Raw genomic sequence first — 18,335 nt, 5'->3', positions numbered from 1 at the left:
GTCATGTGGTAACTATTAAAGATGTCGCTATTTACGCAGGAGTATCTGCTTCAACCGTATCGAGAGTTGTGAACGATAACCCAGATATCTCAGAGGCAACAAAGAAAAAAGTTCACAATGCCATGAAGAAGCTTGATTACACACCAAACCTGGCTGCGAGATCATTGAGTAATCCCAATGCACAAAGTATCGGTGTTGTCTTTCCACCAATGGCGGATAAATACCAGATGAGTAACCCTTTTTATATTGGCGCACTAGCTTCAATTAATAGGATTTCACAAAAGAAACTTTATACAGTAAACACAGCCACAGGTGACTCGTATGAGGAAATCTTAACGAGCGTGAAATTATTAATCAATCGTGGCCAAGCGACACGCTTTATCATGTTGTACTCAGAACAGGACGATCCTGTCTATGACTATTTACTAGACAACGACCAACAGGTTACAGTTATTGGCTCACGTAAGCAACCAAGCGATCCAGTTAAAACCGTTGATACTGATAACCATCTTCTGGGTGTCCAATCAACCGAGTACCTACTTGAACGTGGACATCAAACAATTCTTTTCGTAACTAATAGTACGGAGCCAATCCTTATCTTAGACCGCTTCCTAGGCTACCAGGAGGCAATGTTTAAACATCACGTCGTCGCTCCCCCCATTTTCTTACTAGATACAGATGAGAAGGCACCACTCTTTATCAATACACTTAAGGAGTTGAAGCCGGACGCAATAATTGCTGTAGATGATATTTTCGCCCTACATCTAATGCAAGCGATTAATGAAACAGGCCTCAATATTCCAGAGGACTTATCACTACTAAGCTGCAACAACTCGCCTTTTGCCCAAGTTATTCACCCCTACCTATCAAGCTTTGATGTGAACGTGGCAGAACTGGGTGAGATGGCTGTTAAACAGCTTGTTGAGCCTTCAATGAGCAACTCGATTCTGGTGCCGTTTAAACTAATTGAGAGAGAATCAGTAATAGATCGGAAAAAACGTTAAAAATCATGAGAGGAGAAATAAATGCCCCAAATTACAGATATCAAAGGATTCGCGTTTGATTTAGATGGTGTTCTTGCGGATACCGCACGTTTTCATTCACAGGCATGGCAGCAAATCGCACTCAAGTTAGCTATTCCTTGGACTGAACGATTAGAAGCCGGTATCAAAGGAATTGATCGCGCCGCTAGTATCGCGCTTATCCTAAACTCCGTTCACAGATACGATGAGTTCACAGCCGCTGAAATTAACCAACTAATGCAGGAAAAGAACCAAATATACAATGAATATATCACGACCCTCACTCCAAAGGACGTCTTGCCAGGAATTTATCAGCTCCTTGTAGAACTAAAGCAACATGGGTTCCCCATGAGTGTGGCATCCGCGTCAAGAAATGCACCAGCAATTATCGCTAGACTTGGAATCGCAGATTTCTTTACTGGAATCGTTGATCCTGCGAAAGTCTCTGCAGGTAAGCCAGCTCCTGATATATTTTTAGAAGCAGCCCAAATATTAGAGCTTCAACCAGCACAAGTGATTGGTGTCGAAGATTCTTCTGCTGGGGTAGCTAGCATTCACGCAGCGGGAGAGACCTCACTTGGAATTGGTCCTGAGGCATTCCAAGCTCAGATTCACTTCGATAATACTGCGGAACTATCGCTGACTTCAATTGAGGCAAAATTAAAATCGCTTCATTAATTTTGTGTAGGTACATCAATATTGAGTTAAATTATGGCATTAAAAAAGCATCCTCACGGATGCTTTTTCTAACTCTTAATGTGTTACTTTGCGTGTGATTATATCGCCAATCGCTTGGACCACGAAAACCAGGATGAGGACGAAAATCGTTGCCAGAATGGTCACGTCGTTCTGAAAGCGCTGATAGCCAACGTTGATTGCAAGACTACCAAGTCCGCCAGCACCAACGGCACCGGCCATTGCTGTCAAACCAATCAAACTGATAACGGTTAAGACACTCGCTCTAATCAGATCGGGGAGTCCTTCCTTCAGATAAACATGGAAGACGATTCCCAGGTTCGTTTCACCCATTGCCTTAGCAGCCTCGATCACACCTGGATCAACCTGCACCAAAGCATTTTGCACCTGGCGCGCATAGAACGGGAAACAGCCCACGATGAGCGGCACAAGCGCCCCGTTTTCACCAATTGTCGTACCCACGATGAATTTCGTTATTGGCCCAATTACCGCCAATAAAATAATGAACGGGATTGACCGAAAAAGGTTAATTAGCTTATCGGTGATGCTATAAACAACTTTATTGGGTGCGATTCCGTCTTGATCAGTGACCACTACAAGCAAACCAACTGCCAACCCTAGAATACTGGAGACAATTGCGCTAATAAACGTCATATAAAGTGTCTGTTGAATGGCACCAACGAAGCCATATTCGCCTTCCCAGTTAGCGACCACGTTGGGCATATATTTAGTAATGAAATCCATTAGTCAATCACCTCACTTTGAGTATTTGGATCAAGCTCGGTCACTTGCACGTCTTGTTCGTTGATGAATGCCAAAGCAGCATCAGTATCTGCCGCCGCTCCGGTCAAAATCACGATGAGGTTGCCCAATGGTGTACCGCGTAGTATCTCGATATTGCCGTAAAGAATGTTAGCCGAAACGTTGAACTTCTCGTACAGAGTGGAAATCAACGGTTCATCCGTTGATGCCCCAACATATGACAGCTTGATCAACTTGTCGCTAGCTGGTAAATTTCGCACATTTTCTTGCTGATAGATTACCTTAAGCGTTGCATCGAGCCGCGTCGTCGTGTCGATAAAGGCCTTCGTCAACGGTTGTTTAGGCTTAGAGAATATATCGAGAATTTCGCCCCGTTCAATTACCTTCCCAGTATCCATCACGGCAATGCGGTTGCAGACCTGTTTCACGGCTTCCATCTGGTGCGTGATTAAGACGATAGTTAATCCCAGCTTCTCATTAATATCCCTAAGGAGATTCAGAATTGCTTCCGTTGTTTTGGGATCAAGGGCACTGGTCGCCTCATCCGAAATCAAGATATCTGGACCGTTAGCGAGCGCCCTGGCAATTCCCACTCGCTGCTTCTGACCACCGGATAATTGTCTTGGATAGCTATCCTTCTTATCGGCCAGTCCCACTAGTTCCAGTAGTTCGTCGACCTTTTGCTTCTTCTCAGCCTTAGTCAGCTTGCTGGTTCTGAGGGGAAATGCAACATTTTGCTCGATGGTTAACGAATTTAGCAGGTTGAAGTGTTGGAAAATCATGCCGATCTTCTTCCTGGCCTGGCGTAGCTCCGCATCCTTCAGACTCAGAATATCTTGCCCATTGACGTGCACGGAGCCGCTGGTTGGCCGTTGCAGAAGATTGATGACACGCACAAGCGTACTTTTACCTGCGCCAGAATAGCCAACAATGCCATAGATATCGCCCTTGTCGACCGTTAAATCTACGTGGTTCACTGCCACTAAGTCGTGGTCTTTCGTCGTAAAGTCAACGACAATATCGTCTAGTTTAATAATTGGTTCTCCCAAAATCGCACCTCAATCTTTCTGTGTTACCGGTTCTGCTTCATGCATACTGTCTAATTTTAGCGTTTTTCTTCCTATGTATAAATAGTCAATAATGACAATTAGAACTTGTAGTTCCAAGCAGGAATGGTTGATCCCTTGTAAGTATCCTTGATTACCTTAGCGGTAGCCTTATTCTGGTAAGCAGCAACAATCTTCTTGTACACTTTGTTGTTCTTATCTTTCTTCTGCGCTGCAATCACATTAACCCAGATTTCAGATTTTTTCGTAATTTTTTCTGTGTAAATTGCATCATCATAACTTAGGTTCGCATCAAGGGCCACACCATTATTCACGATTGCTGCGGTTGCATCGTCCAGTGAACGGGCAGTTTGTGATGCATCGAGTGGCTTCAGTTTTATACCTGATTTGTTTGTTGCAACATCGTTTGGCGTTGGGAACTTAACGCCCTTCTTCAGTGTAATCAGGCCGGCTGTTTCTAGTAATTGCAGCGCACGTGCCTGGTTAGTTGCGTCGTTTGGCAGTGTGACAACGTCGCCCTTGTTCAGTTCTTTGATGCTCTTAATTTTGTGTGAGAAAACAGCGAGTGGTGCGATCACCGTGTTGCCAATCGGTGTTAAATCGGTGTTATGCGCGTCATTCCAGTTATCCAGGAAATAAATGTGTTGGTAGGCATTTAGATCAACATCACCAGCATCTAGCGCTTGGTTTGGTTGATCATAATTAGTAAACTTCACCAGCTTAACGTTAATGTTCTGCTTCTTCAGGCGTTTTGCAATGTCGTTCCACACCCGGTCATCTGAGCCGATAATTCCGACCTTAACCGTTGTTTCTTTGTTGGCCGAGCTAGTTTTGCTATTACCACATGCGGTCACCACAAGTGATAGTGCCACCGCTACAAATCCGACAATAATCTTCTTCAAATTCTTCTTCATTTTCTTTATCCTCCGTTAGTTACGAACCCTGATTTCACCAACAAAAAAAGCCCGTTCCTATTACTAGAAACGGGCTTCGCCGTGTTACCATTCTACTTCGTGTTTAACTTACGTTAAAACACCTCTTCAACGAGCTCGGGACGTCTCCCGAATTCGTGTGCAATGATAATGGATGCCACCCCATCACCGCTTAAAGATTCAGCGGTGCCAATCATGGGCCATTTTCATTTCTCGTATCCTACCCCGCTCTCATCAAATGCAGGTTTTCTGTACAGGCTTGTAGAAACTACTTTCCCAATCAACTTGTTGTCTCAATTAGAAATTCGTATGTGAATGTGACTAGATTAAAACAAATTTCAATCCGTGTCAACAATTTTCTTTTTTAAATTTTTATTTGCATTATTTTTCAAAAAGTTTTAATAATGTTAGCAGACACAAAATTTAGAAAAGCGGCCCAGGGAGGGTAAAAACATGGAACAAGCAACTAGAGTACAGATTCTAGAAGACATCATCCGCATTAACACAGTAAATGATCATGAGAAAAACGTGACAGACTACATCGCAAAGCTATTTGATCATTATGGCATTAAGTACGAGACATTCGAGCAATTTCCTGGTCGAACTAATCTCGTCGCTGAGATTGGCCAGGGCACAGACGAGCGTATTCTTGGTTTCACCGGTCACCAGGATACCGTCGCCATTAGTGACAAGAGCAAATGGACCTATAACCCATTCTCTGCGACAATCGTTGGCGACCGCGTCTATGGCCGTGGTGCCGGTGATATGAAAAGCGGCTTAGCAGCCATCGTCGTTGCTCTAATAGAACTAGTGCAAGAAGGCCGCTTACCCAAGGGTAAATTACGGTTCTTAGCCACAATTGGTGAAGAATATGGCGCACCCGGGGCATATTACCTAACCGACAAAGGATACGCACATGATTTGAACGCCTTAGTCGTTGCCGAACCACACAACGGCAACGTGAACTACGCCCACTGTGGCTCACTCAACTACCGCATCAAGAGCTACGGTAAGGCAGTGCACAGCTCAATTCCTGAACTTGGTGTAAATGCACTAACCAACCTGGTGAAATACATCAACAAGGAGCCCGAACTGTTTGACAACGCACCCCTCGATCCACTTTTGGGTGGCTTAGCCCACAGTGTGACGGTGATGAGAGCCGGCGATCAAGTCAACTCAATTCCAGAGTACGCCTACTTGGATGGTAATATTCGGCCAACGAAGGTTTTCAATAATCAGCTGGTCATCGATACCATCGAAAACGCGCTGGCAGAGCTCAATCAGGAGGACGGCGTGCACCTCGAATTCGAATTAATCCATAACTTCTTCCCCGTTACAACCGAACCAGACCACCCATTCGTCAAGTTAGTGCAGGACACGAGCAACAAGTACTTTGAGAAGGAATCGGAACTAGAGATTTCACATGGTGCCACCGACGCAAGTGTCTTCGTCCAGGATAATCCTGATCTTCCTGTGGTGATTTTCGGAGCTGACGACGGCGGTCGCTCACACCAAGTTGATGAATATACGACAATTTCCAGCTACATCGCGACTATTGAATCATTGAAAGAGATCGCACAAGACTACTTCGAAGAGTAGAATAGGCATAAAGCGTTAATTAATTAAGCGAGAGGAATCACGATGAATAAAGCAGAACGTATCCAAATATTCCAAGACATTCTGGCAATTAAATCCGTCAATGGCAACGAGGGCGAGGTGACAGAATATTTGGCCCAACTGATGGCACAGCACGGAATTAAATCAGAATTGTTCGAAGAACGCCCGGGGCGCAAAAGCATTGTCGCAGAACTTGGTGCCGGAACCGACCCCCGTGTCCTCGGTTTATCCGGTCACGCCGATACCGTTACCGTACCAGATGAGTCTAAATGGACGTACCCGCCTTTTGCCGGTACGGTGATTGAAGACCGCATCTACGGCCGTGGTGCAGCCGATATGAAGGGTGGTCTCGCAGCAATAGTCATCGCGTTGATTGAGCTACAGGATGCTGGGACCCTTCCTGCCGGTCGTGTCCGCCTATTGGGTACAGTTGGTGAAGAATATGACGCCTATGGTGCCAAGGACTTGACCGCACGTGGCTTCTCCGCAGATTTGACAGGATTAATCATTACCGAGCCAACGGAGGGTAACATCACGTACGCCCACGCCGGTGCGCTCAACTATCGGGTCAAAAGTTACGGCCAGACGGTGCACAGCTCCACACCCGAGAAGGGAATTAATGCAATCTACAACCTGGCGCGCTATGTCACGGCAGAACAAACACTCTTTGAAAGCGTTCCTGTCGACCCCGCACTAGGCAAAATTGCTCATAGTCTAACCATCATCAGTGGCGGCGACCAGATTAACTCGATTCCGGAATACGCGGAGGTTGCTGGGAACATCCGCCCAACCCCAACTTTTAGCAACCATGCTGTCATCGACTTGATTCAAGCGAAATTAACAGAGTTAAACCAGATAGATGGTGTTAAACTGGAATTAGAGGTCATTCACAGCTTTCTTCCTGTTGCGACACCAAAGAACGACCCATTCCTCAGATTTGTACAGGAAGTGGGTACGCGGTATTTTGGCAAGGAGCCAGTGTTACAGGTCGAACTTGGCGGAACAGATGCCAGTGACTTTGTCATGAAGAATGAGAACCTACCAGTCGCAATTTTTGGTAATAATTCTTTCGGTACCAGTCATCAAGTTGACGAATACACCGACATTAAAAGTTACTTCGCCTTGATTGACTCGCTGAAAGAGATTGCGCTTAGTTATTTCGCATAAAATCAACAGGAGGCTGCCATGTTTAGAACAATTGTATTTCACGAAATCAGACCAGAGGAAGAAATTGCTACGGGTCAACGAGACATTGCCGTAAATGACGGCTACAACGACCGTTTACCTATGCCACTGTACAACAACGTCCAGAATTTCGAGCAACAAATGAAGTGGTTGCAGGAATCCGGTTACCATTTCCTCACGCTCGATGAAATCAAAGACTTCTACGCTAACGGCACAGAACTGCCTGCACGATCAGTTCATGTAACTTTCGATGATTGCTACCAATCAGTCAAGAAATACGCATACCCATTACTAAAGCAATTGGGCATCCAGGCAACATACTTCATCCCTACGGGCTGGGTGTTTGAAGAACCTCATGCATATGACGCGGCACACTCCCGCGCTTTGAGCTTTCCAGAACTTAAACAAATGACCGATGTATTCGAATTCGCGAATCACACGAATCACTTCCACCAGCGCCACGGTATATCCGAGTCACGGATTATGTGGGCTGCAAAAGAAGATTTTATTCGGGACATCAAAGAGTGTAATAAATACAAGCTAGTCACCCAGAAGGATGTCTTTGGCTATCCTTTTGGTCTATACGATGACCAGAGCCCGCAAACACTGTCTGAACAAGGGTTCAAACTGGCATTCACATGCGATAGCGGGTTCAATACCGCAGATACCAATCCGCTCCTATTGAAGCGAGAAGTAATCAGCGACTCACTTGGTCTAGATGGCTTTAAACAATTATTTGCCTAACAATAAAAGCGTTGTCTCACCAACAAATCGGTTGGTTGAACAACGCTTTGTTTAGTTATTGCTCCTTCGTCGTGTACTTCAACGTTAAAAGGAGCGGAATCGCAGGGACAATACCCATGAAGAAGATAGCAAGGACAATATAACGTACAACCTTACTGCGATTCTGCCAGCTCGTATCCCGCGATTGCAGCAAGAAGAGTAGCGCTAGAACCAGGGAGATCAGGCTTAGTATTAGATAAAAAATCAGCCCGGTTTGACGATAAAGTTGGAATTGTACTGCCGTTGGCAGTACCCCTAGAAAACCGGCTGTGAGAATGAACCTTCTAATTTTTTCACTTTGTTCTGACATCTTTTCCTCCTACCATGTATTTAATAAACCATTTAAGTTAAGTGCTAGCACCCGATCCATGATCGTAATTGTATCACGTGCATACTTCCTCGCTCCCGATTCAAACAGGAACAAGAGCTGGTTACCAGCGGCGTAGACCTGTTCTAGATAAGGCGGCATCTCAATGACATGCTCAGCGTACTTCTCATTGAGGTTACGTGCAGCCGAGATTGGGTAAATATAGAGCTTAGAGTTTGCACCACCATAAGACTGCGTCAGGAAAATATGCTGGTTCGTGACCGCAATTCCCTGAATTTGATTGGTAATAGTCGTTGCACCAGAGGAAAATGACATGTCTAGTCCTGTTTTTTCCCGGAGCTCTTCGTCTGTAATCGAGCCTTTCTGGGCACCAGAACGCGCAATATTATAGGTCTCAACTCGCCCCTTATCATAGACGTTGAAGAAGGCCACGAACAGTTGATTGTCAAAGTAGGTCACAGTTGAAGCACGCGCAAGCGTTGGTAGCATGATGTTGACATCATACGTGATCGGCTTTTTCGTCTTTGCGTAATCGTAGTCTTCTATCCGATCAATATTAAAGGCTGCAAGCATCGCTTCCTCGTCCTTTGAACCAGTGATCCAGACGTTCTTTGCTACTGGATCGTACGCCAACCCACCAGCGTGTGGCCGACCAGGTAAAATAATAGTCTTGATAAACTCACCGGTCTTTAATCGTAGCACGTAAATGACGGATGCGTGCACATAATCGCTATCGTAGGCACTAATTAAGAGGTAGTCACCGGCAACGGTGAGCCCTTGGGGCGTCATCCCGGTTGCCTGCGTCAACTTCTGCTGCTCGAAGTCGTACGAGCGCGTGGTTCTAAGACCCGGCACGATGTATTGTTTACCCCAGCTGGCCGCCTGTGGCGTCTTGAAGGCTGCCTTCGCTACAAAAGGATATTTCTGCTCAAGATTTTTGGTAAAAGCAAGATTAGAGTGAAACGCCGGGCTTACACTGGTGCCAGCGACCCGCTCCAAGGGAGGCTTCGCTTGAATCTTAGCCTGGACCGCTAAGTTGCGCTGATAAATAGTGTAGTAGTGGTACCCAACTGTCCCAACCAGGGCGAACAACACGAACACCGCGATATATTTGAGTAGTTTCCGCAACTAAAAGCCCCCTCTCTTCAACATGATTACTTGGTATATCTTAATACATTTACTCGTGAAAGCGAAATTCTTTGACAGGAAACTCTACAATTCTTATCATTACTGCAATGAAAAAAGCGCAGTCTAGACTGCGCTTGCTCAGTTATTTAGCATATTTTTGAATAATCTCGTTCAGCGTTGTGGCTGCATCCAGGTTTCCTGCAGCGTCCTGGTAATATTTACGAAAACGCGGATCGGCGACGTACATCTCACCTAAACCGCGGTGGGCCTCAGCCGAATAACTCGGCCACGTCATTTGTAAGAACTCTTTGTGTAACGTGAAAATTTGCCGGGCCAAATCTTCGCTATCCTTACCACCCGTAATATATTCCTGCAACTTCTGACCAATCTCTACTTGAATCTCATCAAACCGTTTCATTTGCTCCTCAGTCAAATTTTGAAACTTCTGATTGCTGGCAGCCACGGTCTCCTCACCGTACTTTTCCCGAATCTCCTGTCCATAGCGCGCCTCATTCTCCACCAGTTTTTCCTGCTTCAGCGCCTCGAATTTCTCTTCATTTGTCATCTCAATCTCTCCTTTACGCCACTTTAGCGTCTCATCTAATGAGGTCAGAATCGTTTGTAACTGCTGTTGACGCATAATAATCTTATTTCTCTGCCCAGCCAAAAGCGTAAGTTGCTCCTCCTCCGGCAAGTTTAACAGTTGTCTAATCTCACTCAACCCGAAATCAAAGTATTTGAAAAATAAAATTTGCTGCAGCCGATCCACATTAGCTTGATCGTACAAGCGATAATTACCTGATGATCTGCTGGATTTAATTAAACCCTTCTGCTCGTAGAAGCGTAACGTTCGGGTTGATACTCCCGCTAATTTGGCCAACTCAGATACAGTTAACATCTCTCTCACCTCACAAAATCATTCTACATATTGACGTGACGTCAAGGTCAAGTAGCTAAAGAAAAAGAACTCAATTTTTTGAGTTCTTTTTCTTACCAATTATTTTATCGTACTAAGACAATGAAATGTCTCGCTTTCTGAAAATCAAGTCTGCTAATAAGTAGATGATTACCATATAAGCAATCAGCGCCAACATCGCTGCCCAAAGCGGCGTGTTGAGACCGTTGAAGCCATTTATTTTGGTCAAACCGATGTTCAAAATACTGTCTTGACTGACCAGAATCAAAGTCATCGGGTTCCACTTCAACCAGAACATCTTGGTGTATGCGATGAGGAGTGAGAGCATCGTACCAATATTCTGCAGCAGGAAGTATAAACCAATCGAGAACGTAATTGATAGCGCCTGTGAACGCATCCCAGCCGCCAGCAAGAACGTTACCAGCAGGTAGAATATAGCCACAAACAATTGTGCAGCCATTCCCCGGAAGGCATATTGAATCGGTGAAGCATTGACTGCTCTAACCGTATCCGCAAGGTCATTCCAACCACCTCCGGCGATAACCACGAAGATAATCCCGTAGAGGTAGACGGCAAAATATGATACAAGGAGATAAGTCATTGCAGAGAGAAACTTAGCAAACAATACTTGTGAGCGTGTATATGGCCGCGTTAGCAGCAGCTTGACCGTGTTTCGTTGAAATTCCTCCGTCACGATAATTGCCGTCATCACGATTGAAAAAATCAAGACGAATGTACCACCGATTGATGGTCCACCGGCCATAAGTAGCTTACCGGTAGTAAGGCTTTTATCCGTCACGACCTGTGCAACTAAAATTAGAGTCTCGAAAAGCAGAGCGACAAGTAACATAATCCAAGATGATTTCTTCGCAACTAACTTGCGGAGCTCATTTTTATATAAATTAGCCATTATTTACGATCCTCCGTTCCCATAAATGTCAGGAATGATTCCTCTAGATTGTCGCCCTCGACGTGAATGTCCGTCACCAGCACCTGGGCCCGGTTTAGGAGGCGTGCCAGAGCAAGACGCTCATTCTCCGCATTCTCTTGTACGGCCACCGTAAATGTCATGCCGTTCTGTTTGTAGGCAATGTTTTCGGCGGTGAACACACCTGCCGCCGCGGTAGCATCTTCAACTGTCAATACGATATCGTGATGAGTTTTCGCTAACAATTCTTGTAATGTACCATCGTAAGCAACCTTGCCGCCCTTCATTAAGACGATGTCATCAGCAAGCTGTTGAATGTCACTCAACAAATGACTTGAGATAATCACACTGAAATCCTCATTCTTGAATTCGCGCAATAAATCACGTATTTCCCGTGCCCCCTGTGGATCTAAGCCATTCATCGGCTCATCTAGGATGAGGACGCTTGGCTTGTGCAGAATTGCCTGCGCCAGACCAAGTCGTTGACGCATTCCAAGCGAATAGCTGCCCACTTTGTCACGTGCCACAGATAAAAGACCCACACGCTCTAACACTGCAGTGATCTCGTCATTTGAAATACTCTTCCGACTTACATCCGCTAGTAGCCGCAGGTTTTTGAAACCACTCATATAGTTATAAAAGTCCGGGCTCTCAATCAATGTACCGACCTCGGTCATTGCCCCAACGAAATCCTTCTGGACATCATGACCAACGATGGAAATTTCACCGCTCGTGGCCTTCATCAACTGCACCATGATTCGCATTGTAGTCGTCTTGCCGGCCCCATTTGGCCCTAGTAAGCCTAGGATCCTACCGGGCTTTAACGTGAAACTAACGTCACTCAAGATTTGACGGTGCTTAATGACCTTATCGAGGTGTTTAACTTCGACGGCATAACCACTTTCATTCATGAAAAAAATCCTCCTTTTAGTCGTACCCTATGGCGTTATTCTATACTTTTTTACTTTACTTGAATACCGTAAACACCCAATGTGTCAATTATGTTAGGTGCGAGTACACAGATTATAAACTACCGGCTAATTAAATCACTAAGCCTATTGCTAGTCCTGCCACAACTGCCATCATTTCCACTCCAGCCACTATTAGCGAGGTATGGAAGGTCTGTTGTTTATGCTGCTTTACTAGAAAAATTTTCGTTAATTTAACGACATACGGTAGCGTTAACCAGATGATTAACGCTGGCCACGGCAAAACTCGAATAAAAACAGCAACGGTCGTTGCAGCATAGCCCACATAAACCAGCAACTGATACCAGTTTAAGCCTGTTTTACGTGAAATATACATTGCAATCGTCTTACGTTCGTTCACTAAATTCTCGTCATAATCTGCCAAGTTATTCGCCAACTCCACACCGGCAATCACGGCCGTCGGTAAGACACAGAGTAGCAATAAGGCCAGGAGATTATGCCAATTAAACTGCACGGTAACAAAAGTTGGGCTAAAGTTCAGGCCAATCAGCTCCTCCGGCGTTACGTTAACCAGCACAGCCAACACGGGAATTAATAAACCCATGGTCACACCCGAGAAGAGCTCACCCAGTGGCAGGCGGGACAGGGGCAACGGACCAAATGTGTAGAAAATACCCACAGCAAAGCAGAACAAACCCTACAACTAACAGTACAAGAGCGTGACAGCACGGTTATATGCGCGATAAAACTTACTCATTAATTGTTTGTTCTGCGAGATTTCCTTATCAAAGGCCATCGCTGCCACCCTGAAGTCATCTGGATTGCTGACCCCGAAGACATGCAGTCCTTGGCCACGAGCCATTGTTAGGAATGGTTCAGGTACCATTGTGGCATCCTGTTTAATTGCATCCCTAAACAGTTCGATGTTTGCATCGATACCCTCGTCCCTGAAGAATCCTTGCTCCTGTGCAACAAAAAGTGGTGCAGAATCTGGCGCAGCCATTGCTCCGAGCGTCATTTTCACAACTTTGGTAGTTTTCTCCTTGTCATTTGTTGCGCTTGTTGACTTTTTCTCTTGTGGCGCACAAGCCGAAAAGAGCCCAACCAAAGACAGCGATAGCAAGGTTCCCAACATTATTTTATTTAGATTCACGAAATTATTCCCCCTAAATTTTCTTGTTATGCTCAGTTTGGCACAAACGCTTACATTACAAAATTTGGATTTCGATAATTAGCGTTAAATAACGGCCATTCACTAAAAGTGACTGCTAATGCGATATTTTAAGCGCACTTAAGACTTTCTTTACCACTCTTAACAGTTTTAGAAATCTTTCGTCACACTTTGTTCACAATTAAAAGTTATATTATAAGTGTAGCCAAAAGGTCACCCCCCTTGAAGCTATTAAACAAACAAATTAAGACCCAACTTTTGTTTTCATTCATTCTTACTCCTCCAAGTAGATTGAACATTTGAGCTGACTGATAGCCAGCCATATAACGAGACTCACGGCACATTCCCGGCCGTGGTTTTTTTTTTGCCAAAAGTTGGCATATATAATTGATTTTCTCGACTTGTTATTACGCAATTTCATGTTACACTACAGGTAGACGAAAAAACGCCAGCGGATGGTAACCGCTGACGTAGAGTGCTTTCGTGGAAATTCTTGTGACACTAATCTAAATGATTAGTGTTTTTTTTGATTTTCTCGTAGAACCAAACAATTGCTTTAGCAACGTTGATCATTACGAGTAGATCTTTTAACACCTGAATAAAGTTCAAGTGATACCAATTTTCCTTCCCATTCCGAGCATAGGCAACACCTCCTTTATGCTGTCGAAGTGACTATTTGGAGGTGGTGGTCATGTCACACTCATAACAATAAATACGCAATTGACGAGTGATTCCATTTTTGAACTAGAAGAAATTTGTACTAATATCTAGTTGACCACTAATTATTTCTTTGTTAGAATTCCCGTTATATTGATAACGTCGCCGGGCGTAGACGAGCATCACTCCTCATTAGGCTGAATGAGAGGAGTAGTGGTCGTCTTTTTTATCATAGGAGGAACTATCAATGGCATGGATTCAACTAATTACTGCAGGTCTGTTCGAAGTGGATTGGGCAACAACAATGAAACTCAGCACCGGATTTACTAAGCCGCTCTATTAATTCTTGACGTTAGCTGGAATGGCCCTAAGCTTCTTTTTCCTAATTCGAGCAACCAGAACTCTACCACTCGGACTCGCTTATCCTATCTGGACCGGCGTTGATGCAGTAGGCTCAGTCATTGTTGGTAGTCTATTATTCAAAGACCAATTGTCCCTAAGCACGTGGTTCTTCGTTTTGATTTTACTTGTCGGAATTATCGGCATCAAGGTGACCAGTGGCCATTAAAAAAGGGGCTCAACGTAAACCCATCGGTCCTTTACACTATTATTAAGACATTCCAAAGTGATAGCTACACACAAAAATACGACTAACCACATTATCATGATGACCTTACTCTACCGTATTATCGCCATTATACGTTACCAATTCAATTTGGTTCTCACCCGTCCATTTATGTGACATTATTTGGCCACTTTCAGCACCAAAAAGCATGTTGTCACCGTATTTATTACGTAAGCGATATCCTAAGGTCTTATCCGCTCCAGAAAGTTCGTTGTCACCATTTTGATTACTGATTTTGTTCTTGCCAGTAAACTTAGTTGCATGGGCCTCGAAGTCACCATTGTTTAACTCAGCACCCAAGTTATGTACCTCGCCATCAACCAATTTCAACGAACCATTTCTGAGTGCTAAAGTAGCTGCATTCAACCGCGAATTCTGTACATCCAAATCACCATTGTTCATCTGAACTTTAACAGAACCACTAACCTCTGTATCCAGCAGGTCGAGATCACTGTTCGCTGCAGCAAAGTCAATCTGACGCACCTTTAATCCATCAAGGAAGAGGTCTGCATTATTTGACTGATAGTTAATCTCTGTCAGTTCCTTATCTACCGTTGGTACCGTGATCACTATTTTACTCTCACGGTGAGCAGCCAAGGCGAACCCGAAGTTACCAAAGTCATGACGACTAGTTTGTTGTACTGTCAGCTCGCCATTCTTCTCCGTTACATTAACGCCAGAATTAGTCCGGTTACTGATCACCTTCACCTCGTAGCGAGATCCATCCACAATGTCTACATCTAAGTTCTTTGTGTCTATGTTGATGCTACGAAATTCGTCAAGTTGATAAACTTTGTCGTGATTTCGAATTATTCTCGGACGCCCCGCAACAATTTCTGTAGGTTTCAGGACGCTATTAAGTGAGCCAATCACACCCATTACCAGGCCAATCGTTAAAAAGGCCGCACCAATTTTCGCTAATATTTTCATCCTTGTACCTCCGCACTATGTCTTCCCAGTGTTTTACGGTAGAACCACCTGAAAATTTGGGCAACAACATGGGAAATTCCGACCAATAACCACTTCAGGACCGGAATCAACAACAATACTAATCCGATTGCCAAAACACCACCACCGAGGTACGTCAATCCGACAGCCCAGCTGCCCGCAAGTAGCCCCAATCCTGTATACGTGGCGAGTACCCCAACTAAAATTAGGCTAAGAAAAACAGCGATGATTGTGATGATAATACTGCCAAAGATCGCGATTAAGCCAATAATCAATCCGATAATTCCAATAGTTAAGCCAATGGCTAGCGGTATTGCGCCGGAGTTTTGCTGCATTCTCCCGGGGCACGTTACGAATCACAAATTGCATACCGCCGGTGTCTTTCAACTGTTTTTGATACAAACTATTCTGACTGCTGGTAAACCCCACCAGCGTCGCAATCACCAGCGTTGCCGCAATCCCCATGGAAAAAATCGTCAGCAGCGTCCGGCCCATTTCTCCCTGTAAGGTCCGTTTGGTGATCCGGTTAATGATGCCCATCATCGCCACCTCCCGTGAGCCGGCCCTCGGTGATGGTCATCACCAGGTCGGCTTGCGCGGCGATATCGGGATCGTGGGTGATGACGAAGTTAAGGTGGCGGACCGGCGAGATGCTCGCTGAGGACTCTGTTGATACATAAAAGCCCGGCGCAACAACGATTATCTGTTGTTGTGCCGGGCTTATTTATTACTGAAACAAATTACTTGTCAGTCGGTACATTATGTTCTGCAAAAATCTCTGGTAAACTCTTCAATTCACCGCCGTCGTACTCGGCGAAGAATTCTTGGACGCTGCTGATATGGGTCAGGGCGCGGTTGGCATTGTAGGACGGGTTAACCGTCTCGACCCAGGTACCGTCTTGCTGCTTTAATTCCAGTTCTTCTACTGGAATGCCGCGCTTGTCGGTGATCTTGGCGTCGATTAGGAACGGCCGGCCGGCCTGGGTGACTTCCAGGGCCTTGGCGAAGGCGGCAGGCAGATCGCTGGATGCACGTACGGTCACGGCTTCTACGCCCATGCCCCGAGCAATCATCGCGAAGTCTTGGTCTTCGATGAAGATACCGCTGTGGTTCATCGGAATGTCGTCCTGTTCGGACTTGATGAAGTTCAGGCTGGCGTTGGAAGTAATGATGTTGATGATCGGCAGGTCGTATTTCTTTTCGGTGATCAAATCCTGCATGACCATGGAGAAGGCACCGTCGCCGGCAATGTGGAAGACTTGGCGGTCGGGGAAGCTCAATTGCGCAGCCAAGGCTCCAGGGACACCGGAGCCCATGGAGGCAAAGAGGGCGGAAATAACCCACTTATTCTTCGGGGTGAGTTTCAGATAGCGGAAGCTGTTGATGATGTTGTCGCCGACATCAATGGAGTAGATAGCATCGTCGTTAGCAATTTTGTTGATCTCCCGGTAGATCTGCTCGAATTCCAGCGGACTGGTTTCTCGATCCAGCAAGTGATCCAAGTAGGCCTGCCAGTTTTGCATATCCGCGACTGCGGCCTGGAAGAAGGATGAGGGTTCGGCGTCGGTGCTGCGGACCAGCATCTTGTCGACAAAGTCCCCGGCATCCGACCAAACGCCCTTATCCAAGTAGTGGTGGCGGCCGAATTGGGCTTCATCCACGTCAACTTGGACAAATTTGAACGGGTGGGTGCGATAGATGGCGTTGGCAAAGGGGAAGTCGGCGCCAATGGCAATGACCAGGTCAGACACGGCGAAGATCTCGTCGGCGGCCTTGGAGGAGGCCCGGTTTAACATGCCCAGATTGCCTTCGTAATCGTCCGGAATCAAGCCCTTGGCCTGTCCAGTCACGGTGATGGGAATCTGTAATTTCTTCGACAATTCAACCAGCTTGGCACCATTGTCCCGAATGCCGCGGCCCACGTGGAAGACCGGCCGTTTTGCGGCTTTGACCATTTCTAATACGGCATCCACTTCTAAATCGGTGGGTTGGGGCAGCGGGCGATCCTTCTGGTCAGTGGGCGACACTGAACTGTAGAGCTCGTCCGGAATTTGCACGTAGCCGAAGTCGTTGGGAATGACCACAACGGCCACACCTCGGTGTTTGTAGGCTTCCCGAATTGCCTTGTCCACGATGTAGGGCAGGCTTTCCGGTGTCATGACTAAGCGGGCATAGGCGGCTACGTCGGCAAACATTGGATTCTCGTCGAATTCCTGGAAGTAGTTGTAGTTCATGTTGGTGTGGGGGACTTGACCAATCAGAGCCAAAACCGGCGCATGGTCTTCTCGTGCATCATACAGTCCCGTCAGCAGGTTCGTGGCCCCTGGGCCGGCGGAGCCGAAGGTAACCCCAATCTTACCAGTGAGTTTGGCGTCCGCCGCAGCGGCCAGCGCGCCGACCTGCTCATGGCGGATCTGGATGTAGCGCATCCGTTCCTTTTCGATATCCAGGGCGTTCATGGTTGAGTTAAACGAGCCGCCCGGATAACCGTACATGTGGTCGACACCCCAAGCTTCGATCACTTTGAGCATGGCCACAGACGCCGGGACGGTACCCACGCCGGCGCCGGTTTGGTTCTTTTCTGGTACAGGGTTCGAAACTGTGTTTTGCATAATAGATTAACTCCTTTAATGGTTTGACT

At 45.9% G+C, this 18,335-nt stretch carries 18 protein-coding genes, 1 pseudogene and 1 other annotated feature; of the genes and pseudogenes, 6 read left to right on the top strand and 13 right to left on the bottom strand.

The features are described 5' to 3' along the window. The first annotated feature begins 5 nt into the window (after positions 1–5). A complete protein-coding gene (locus LA20533_RS04395) occupies positions 6–1,004 on the top strand; it encodes a LacI family DNA-binding transcriptional regulator (RefSeq protein ID WP_056945752.1) in 999 nt (332 codons plus the stop codon). 21 nt (positions 1,005–1,025) lie between these two features. Continuing rightward, on the top strand, positions 1,026–1,700 hold the full coding sequence (gene pgmB / locus LA20533_RS04390; protein WP_054746046.1) for a beta-phosphoglucomutase: 675 nt from the start codon (positions 1,026–1,028) through the stop codon (positions 1,698–1,700). A gap of 75 nt (positions 1,701–1,775) precedes the next feature. Here pgmB and LA20533_RS04385 read toward each other — a convergent pair whose 3' ends face one another. The 3 genes from LA20533_RS04385 to LA20533_RS04375 form a co-directional block, all read right to left on the bottom strand. Then, positions 1,776–2,462, bottom strand: a complete 687-nt coding sequence (locus LA20533_RS04385; RefSeq protein ID WP_054746047.1) for a methionine ABC transporter permease — start codon at positions 2,460–2,462, stop codon at positions 1,776–1,778. Next, positions 2,462–3,532 carry a methionine ABC transporter ATP-binding protein gene (locus tag LA20533_RS04380; RefSeq protein WP_054746048.1) on the bottom strand — a complete coding sequence of 357 codons (1,071 nt, stop codon included), beginning with the start codon at positions 3,530–3,532 and terminating at the stop codon, positions 2,462–2,464. The genes LA20533_RS04385 and LA20533_RS04380 overlap by 1 nt, the downstream gene beginning before the upstream one ends. Positions 3,533–3,627: 95 nt before the next feature. Further along, a complete protein-coding gene (locus LA20533_RS04375) occupies positions 3,628–4,461 on the bottom strand; it encodes a MetQ/NlpA family ABC transporter substrate-binding protein (RefSeq protein ID WP_056945751.1) in 834 nt (277 codons plus the stop codon). 62 nt (positions 4,462–4,523) lie between these two features. After that, positions 4,524–4,772: a binding site (T-box leader), on the bottom strand. Positions 4,773–4,932: 160 nt separating this feature from the next. Here LA20533_RS04375 and LA20533_RS04370 point away from each other — a divergent pair. The 3 genes from LA20533_RS04370 to LA20533_RS04360 are packed head-to-tail and all read left to right on the top strand — an operon-like array spanning position 4,933 to position 8,025. Beyond that, positions 4,933–6,078 carry an ArgE/DapE family deacylase gene (locus tag LA20533_RS04370; protein WP_054746050.1) on the top strand — a complete coding sequence of 382 codons (1,146 nt, stop codon included), beginning with the start codon at positions 4,933–4,935 and terminating at the stop codon, positions 6,076–6,078. Positions 6,079–6,120: 42 nt separating this feature from the next. Beyond that, positions 6,121–7,263: an ArgE/DapE family deacylase gene (locus tag LA20533_RS04365; protein WP_075362800.1), complete on the top strand. Its 1,143-nt coding sequence runs from the start codon at positions 6,121–6,123 to the stop codon at positions 7,261–7,263. Between the two features lie 18 nt (positions 7,264–7,281). Continuing rightward, entirely contained in the window at positions 7,282–8,025 is a 744-nt protein-coding gene (locus LA20533_RS04360; RefSeq protein WP_056945750.1) for a polysaccharide deacetylase family protein, read from the top strand. 55 nt (positions 8,026–8,080) lie between these two features. Here LA20533_RS04360 and LA20533_RS04355 read toward each other — a convergent pair whose 3' ends face one another. The 7 genes from LA20533_RS04355 to LA20533_RS04325 form a co-directional block, all read right to left on the bottom strand. Continuing rightward, on the bottom strand, positions 8,081–8,374 hold the full coding sequence (locus LA20533_RS04355) for a hypothetical protein (protein ID WP_056945749.1): 294 nt from the start codon (positions 8,372–8,374) through the stop codon (positions 8,081–8,083). Positions 8,375–8,383: 9 nt separating this feature from the next. Then, the gene (locus LA20533_RS04350; RefSeq protein ID WP_056945748.1) at positions 8,384–9,520 is read right to left on the bottom strand and encodes a YncE family protein; all 1,137 of its coding nucleotides are present in this window, start codon (positions 9,518–9,520) and stop codon (positions 8,384–8,386) included. Positions 9,521–9,662: 142 nt separating this feature from the next. Then, positions 9,663–10,418, bottom strand: coding sequence for a MerR family transcriptional regulator (locus LA20533_RS04345; RefSeq protein ID WP_056945747.1), 756 nt, complete (start codon positions 10,416–10,418; stop codon positions 9,663–9,665). A gap of 112 nt (positions 10,419–10,530) precedes the next feature. Then, positions 10,531–11,346, bottom strand: a complete 816-nt coding sequence (locus LA20533_RS04340; protein ID WP_056945746.1) for an ABC transporter permease — start codon at positions 11,344–11,346, stop codon at positions 10,531–10,533. Beyond that, complete coding sequence (locus LA20533_RS04335) at positions 11,346–12,275, bottom strand: ABC transporter ATP-binding protein (protein ID WP_056945745.1); 930 nt, start codon at positions 12,273–12,275, stop codon at positions 11,346–11,348. The genes LA20533_RS04340 and LA20533_RS04335 overlap by 1 nt, the downstream gene beginning before the upstream one ends. A 130-nt stretch (positions 12,276–12,405) precedes the next feature. Next, complete coding sequence (locus tag LA20533_RS04330) at positions 12,406–12,987, bottom strand: UbiA prenyltransferase family protein (protein WP_075362799.1); 582 nt, start codon at positions 12,985–12,987, stop codon at positions 12,406–12,408. A 9-nt stretch (positions 12,988–12,996) separates the two neighbouring features. Then, a complete protein-coding gene (locus LA20533_RS04325) occupies positions 12,997–13,446 on the bottom strand; it encodes an ABC transporter substrate-binding protein (RefSeq protein ID WP_141322570.1) in 450 nt (149 codons plus the stop codon). 922 nt (positions 13,447–14,368) lie between these two features. On the opposite strand from LA20533_RS04325, the pseudogene LA20533_RS04320 reads away from it, so the two are divergent. Further along, positions 14,369–14,689, top strand: a pseudogene (locus LA20533_RS04320) (DMT family transporter). A gap of 105 nt (positions 14,690–14,794) precedes the next feature. On the opposite strand, the gene LA20533_RS04315 reads toward LA20533_RS04320, so the two are convergent. From LA20533_RS04315 to spxB, 3 genes are all read right to left on the bottom strand, one after another. After that, positions 14,795–15,676, bottom strand: a complete 882-nt coding sequence (locus tag LA20533_RS04315) for a DUF4097 family beta strand repeat-containing protein (protein ID WP_054746058.1) — start codon at positions 15,674–15,676, stop codon at positions 14,795–14,797. Beyond that, complete coding sequence (locus LA20533_RS04310; protein WP_054746059.1) at positions 15,673–16,029, bottom strand: hypothetical protein; 357 nt, start codon at positions 16,027–16,029, stop codon at positions 15,673–15,675. Before LA20533_RS04310 ends, LA20533_RS04315 begins: the two co-directional genes overlap by 4 nt. A 405-nt stretch (positions 16,030–16,434) precedes the next feature. Continuing rightward, positions 16,435–18,225, bottom strand: a complete 1,791-nt coding sequence (gene spxB, locus LA20533_RS04305) for a pyruvate oxidase (RefSeq protein WP_054746097.1) — start codon at positions 18,223–18,225, stop codon at positions 16,435–16,437. Positions 18,226–18,335 lie beyond the last annotated feature (110 nt).

This window comes from Amylolactobacillus amylophilus DSM 20533 = JCM 1125 (genome assembly GCF_001936335.1).
GTDB classification, from domain to species: domain Bacteria; phylum Bacillota; class Bacilli; order Lactobacillales; family Lactobacillaceae; genus Amylolactobacillus; species Amylolactobacillus amylophilus.
The sequence above is the reverse complement of the archived record's forward strand: the minus strand, read 5'-3'. Positions and strand labels throughout refer to the sequence as shown.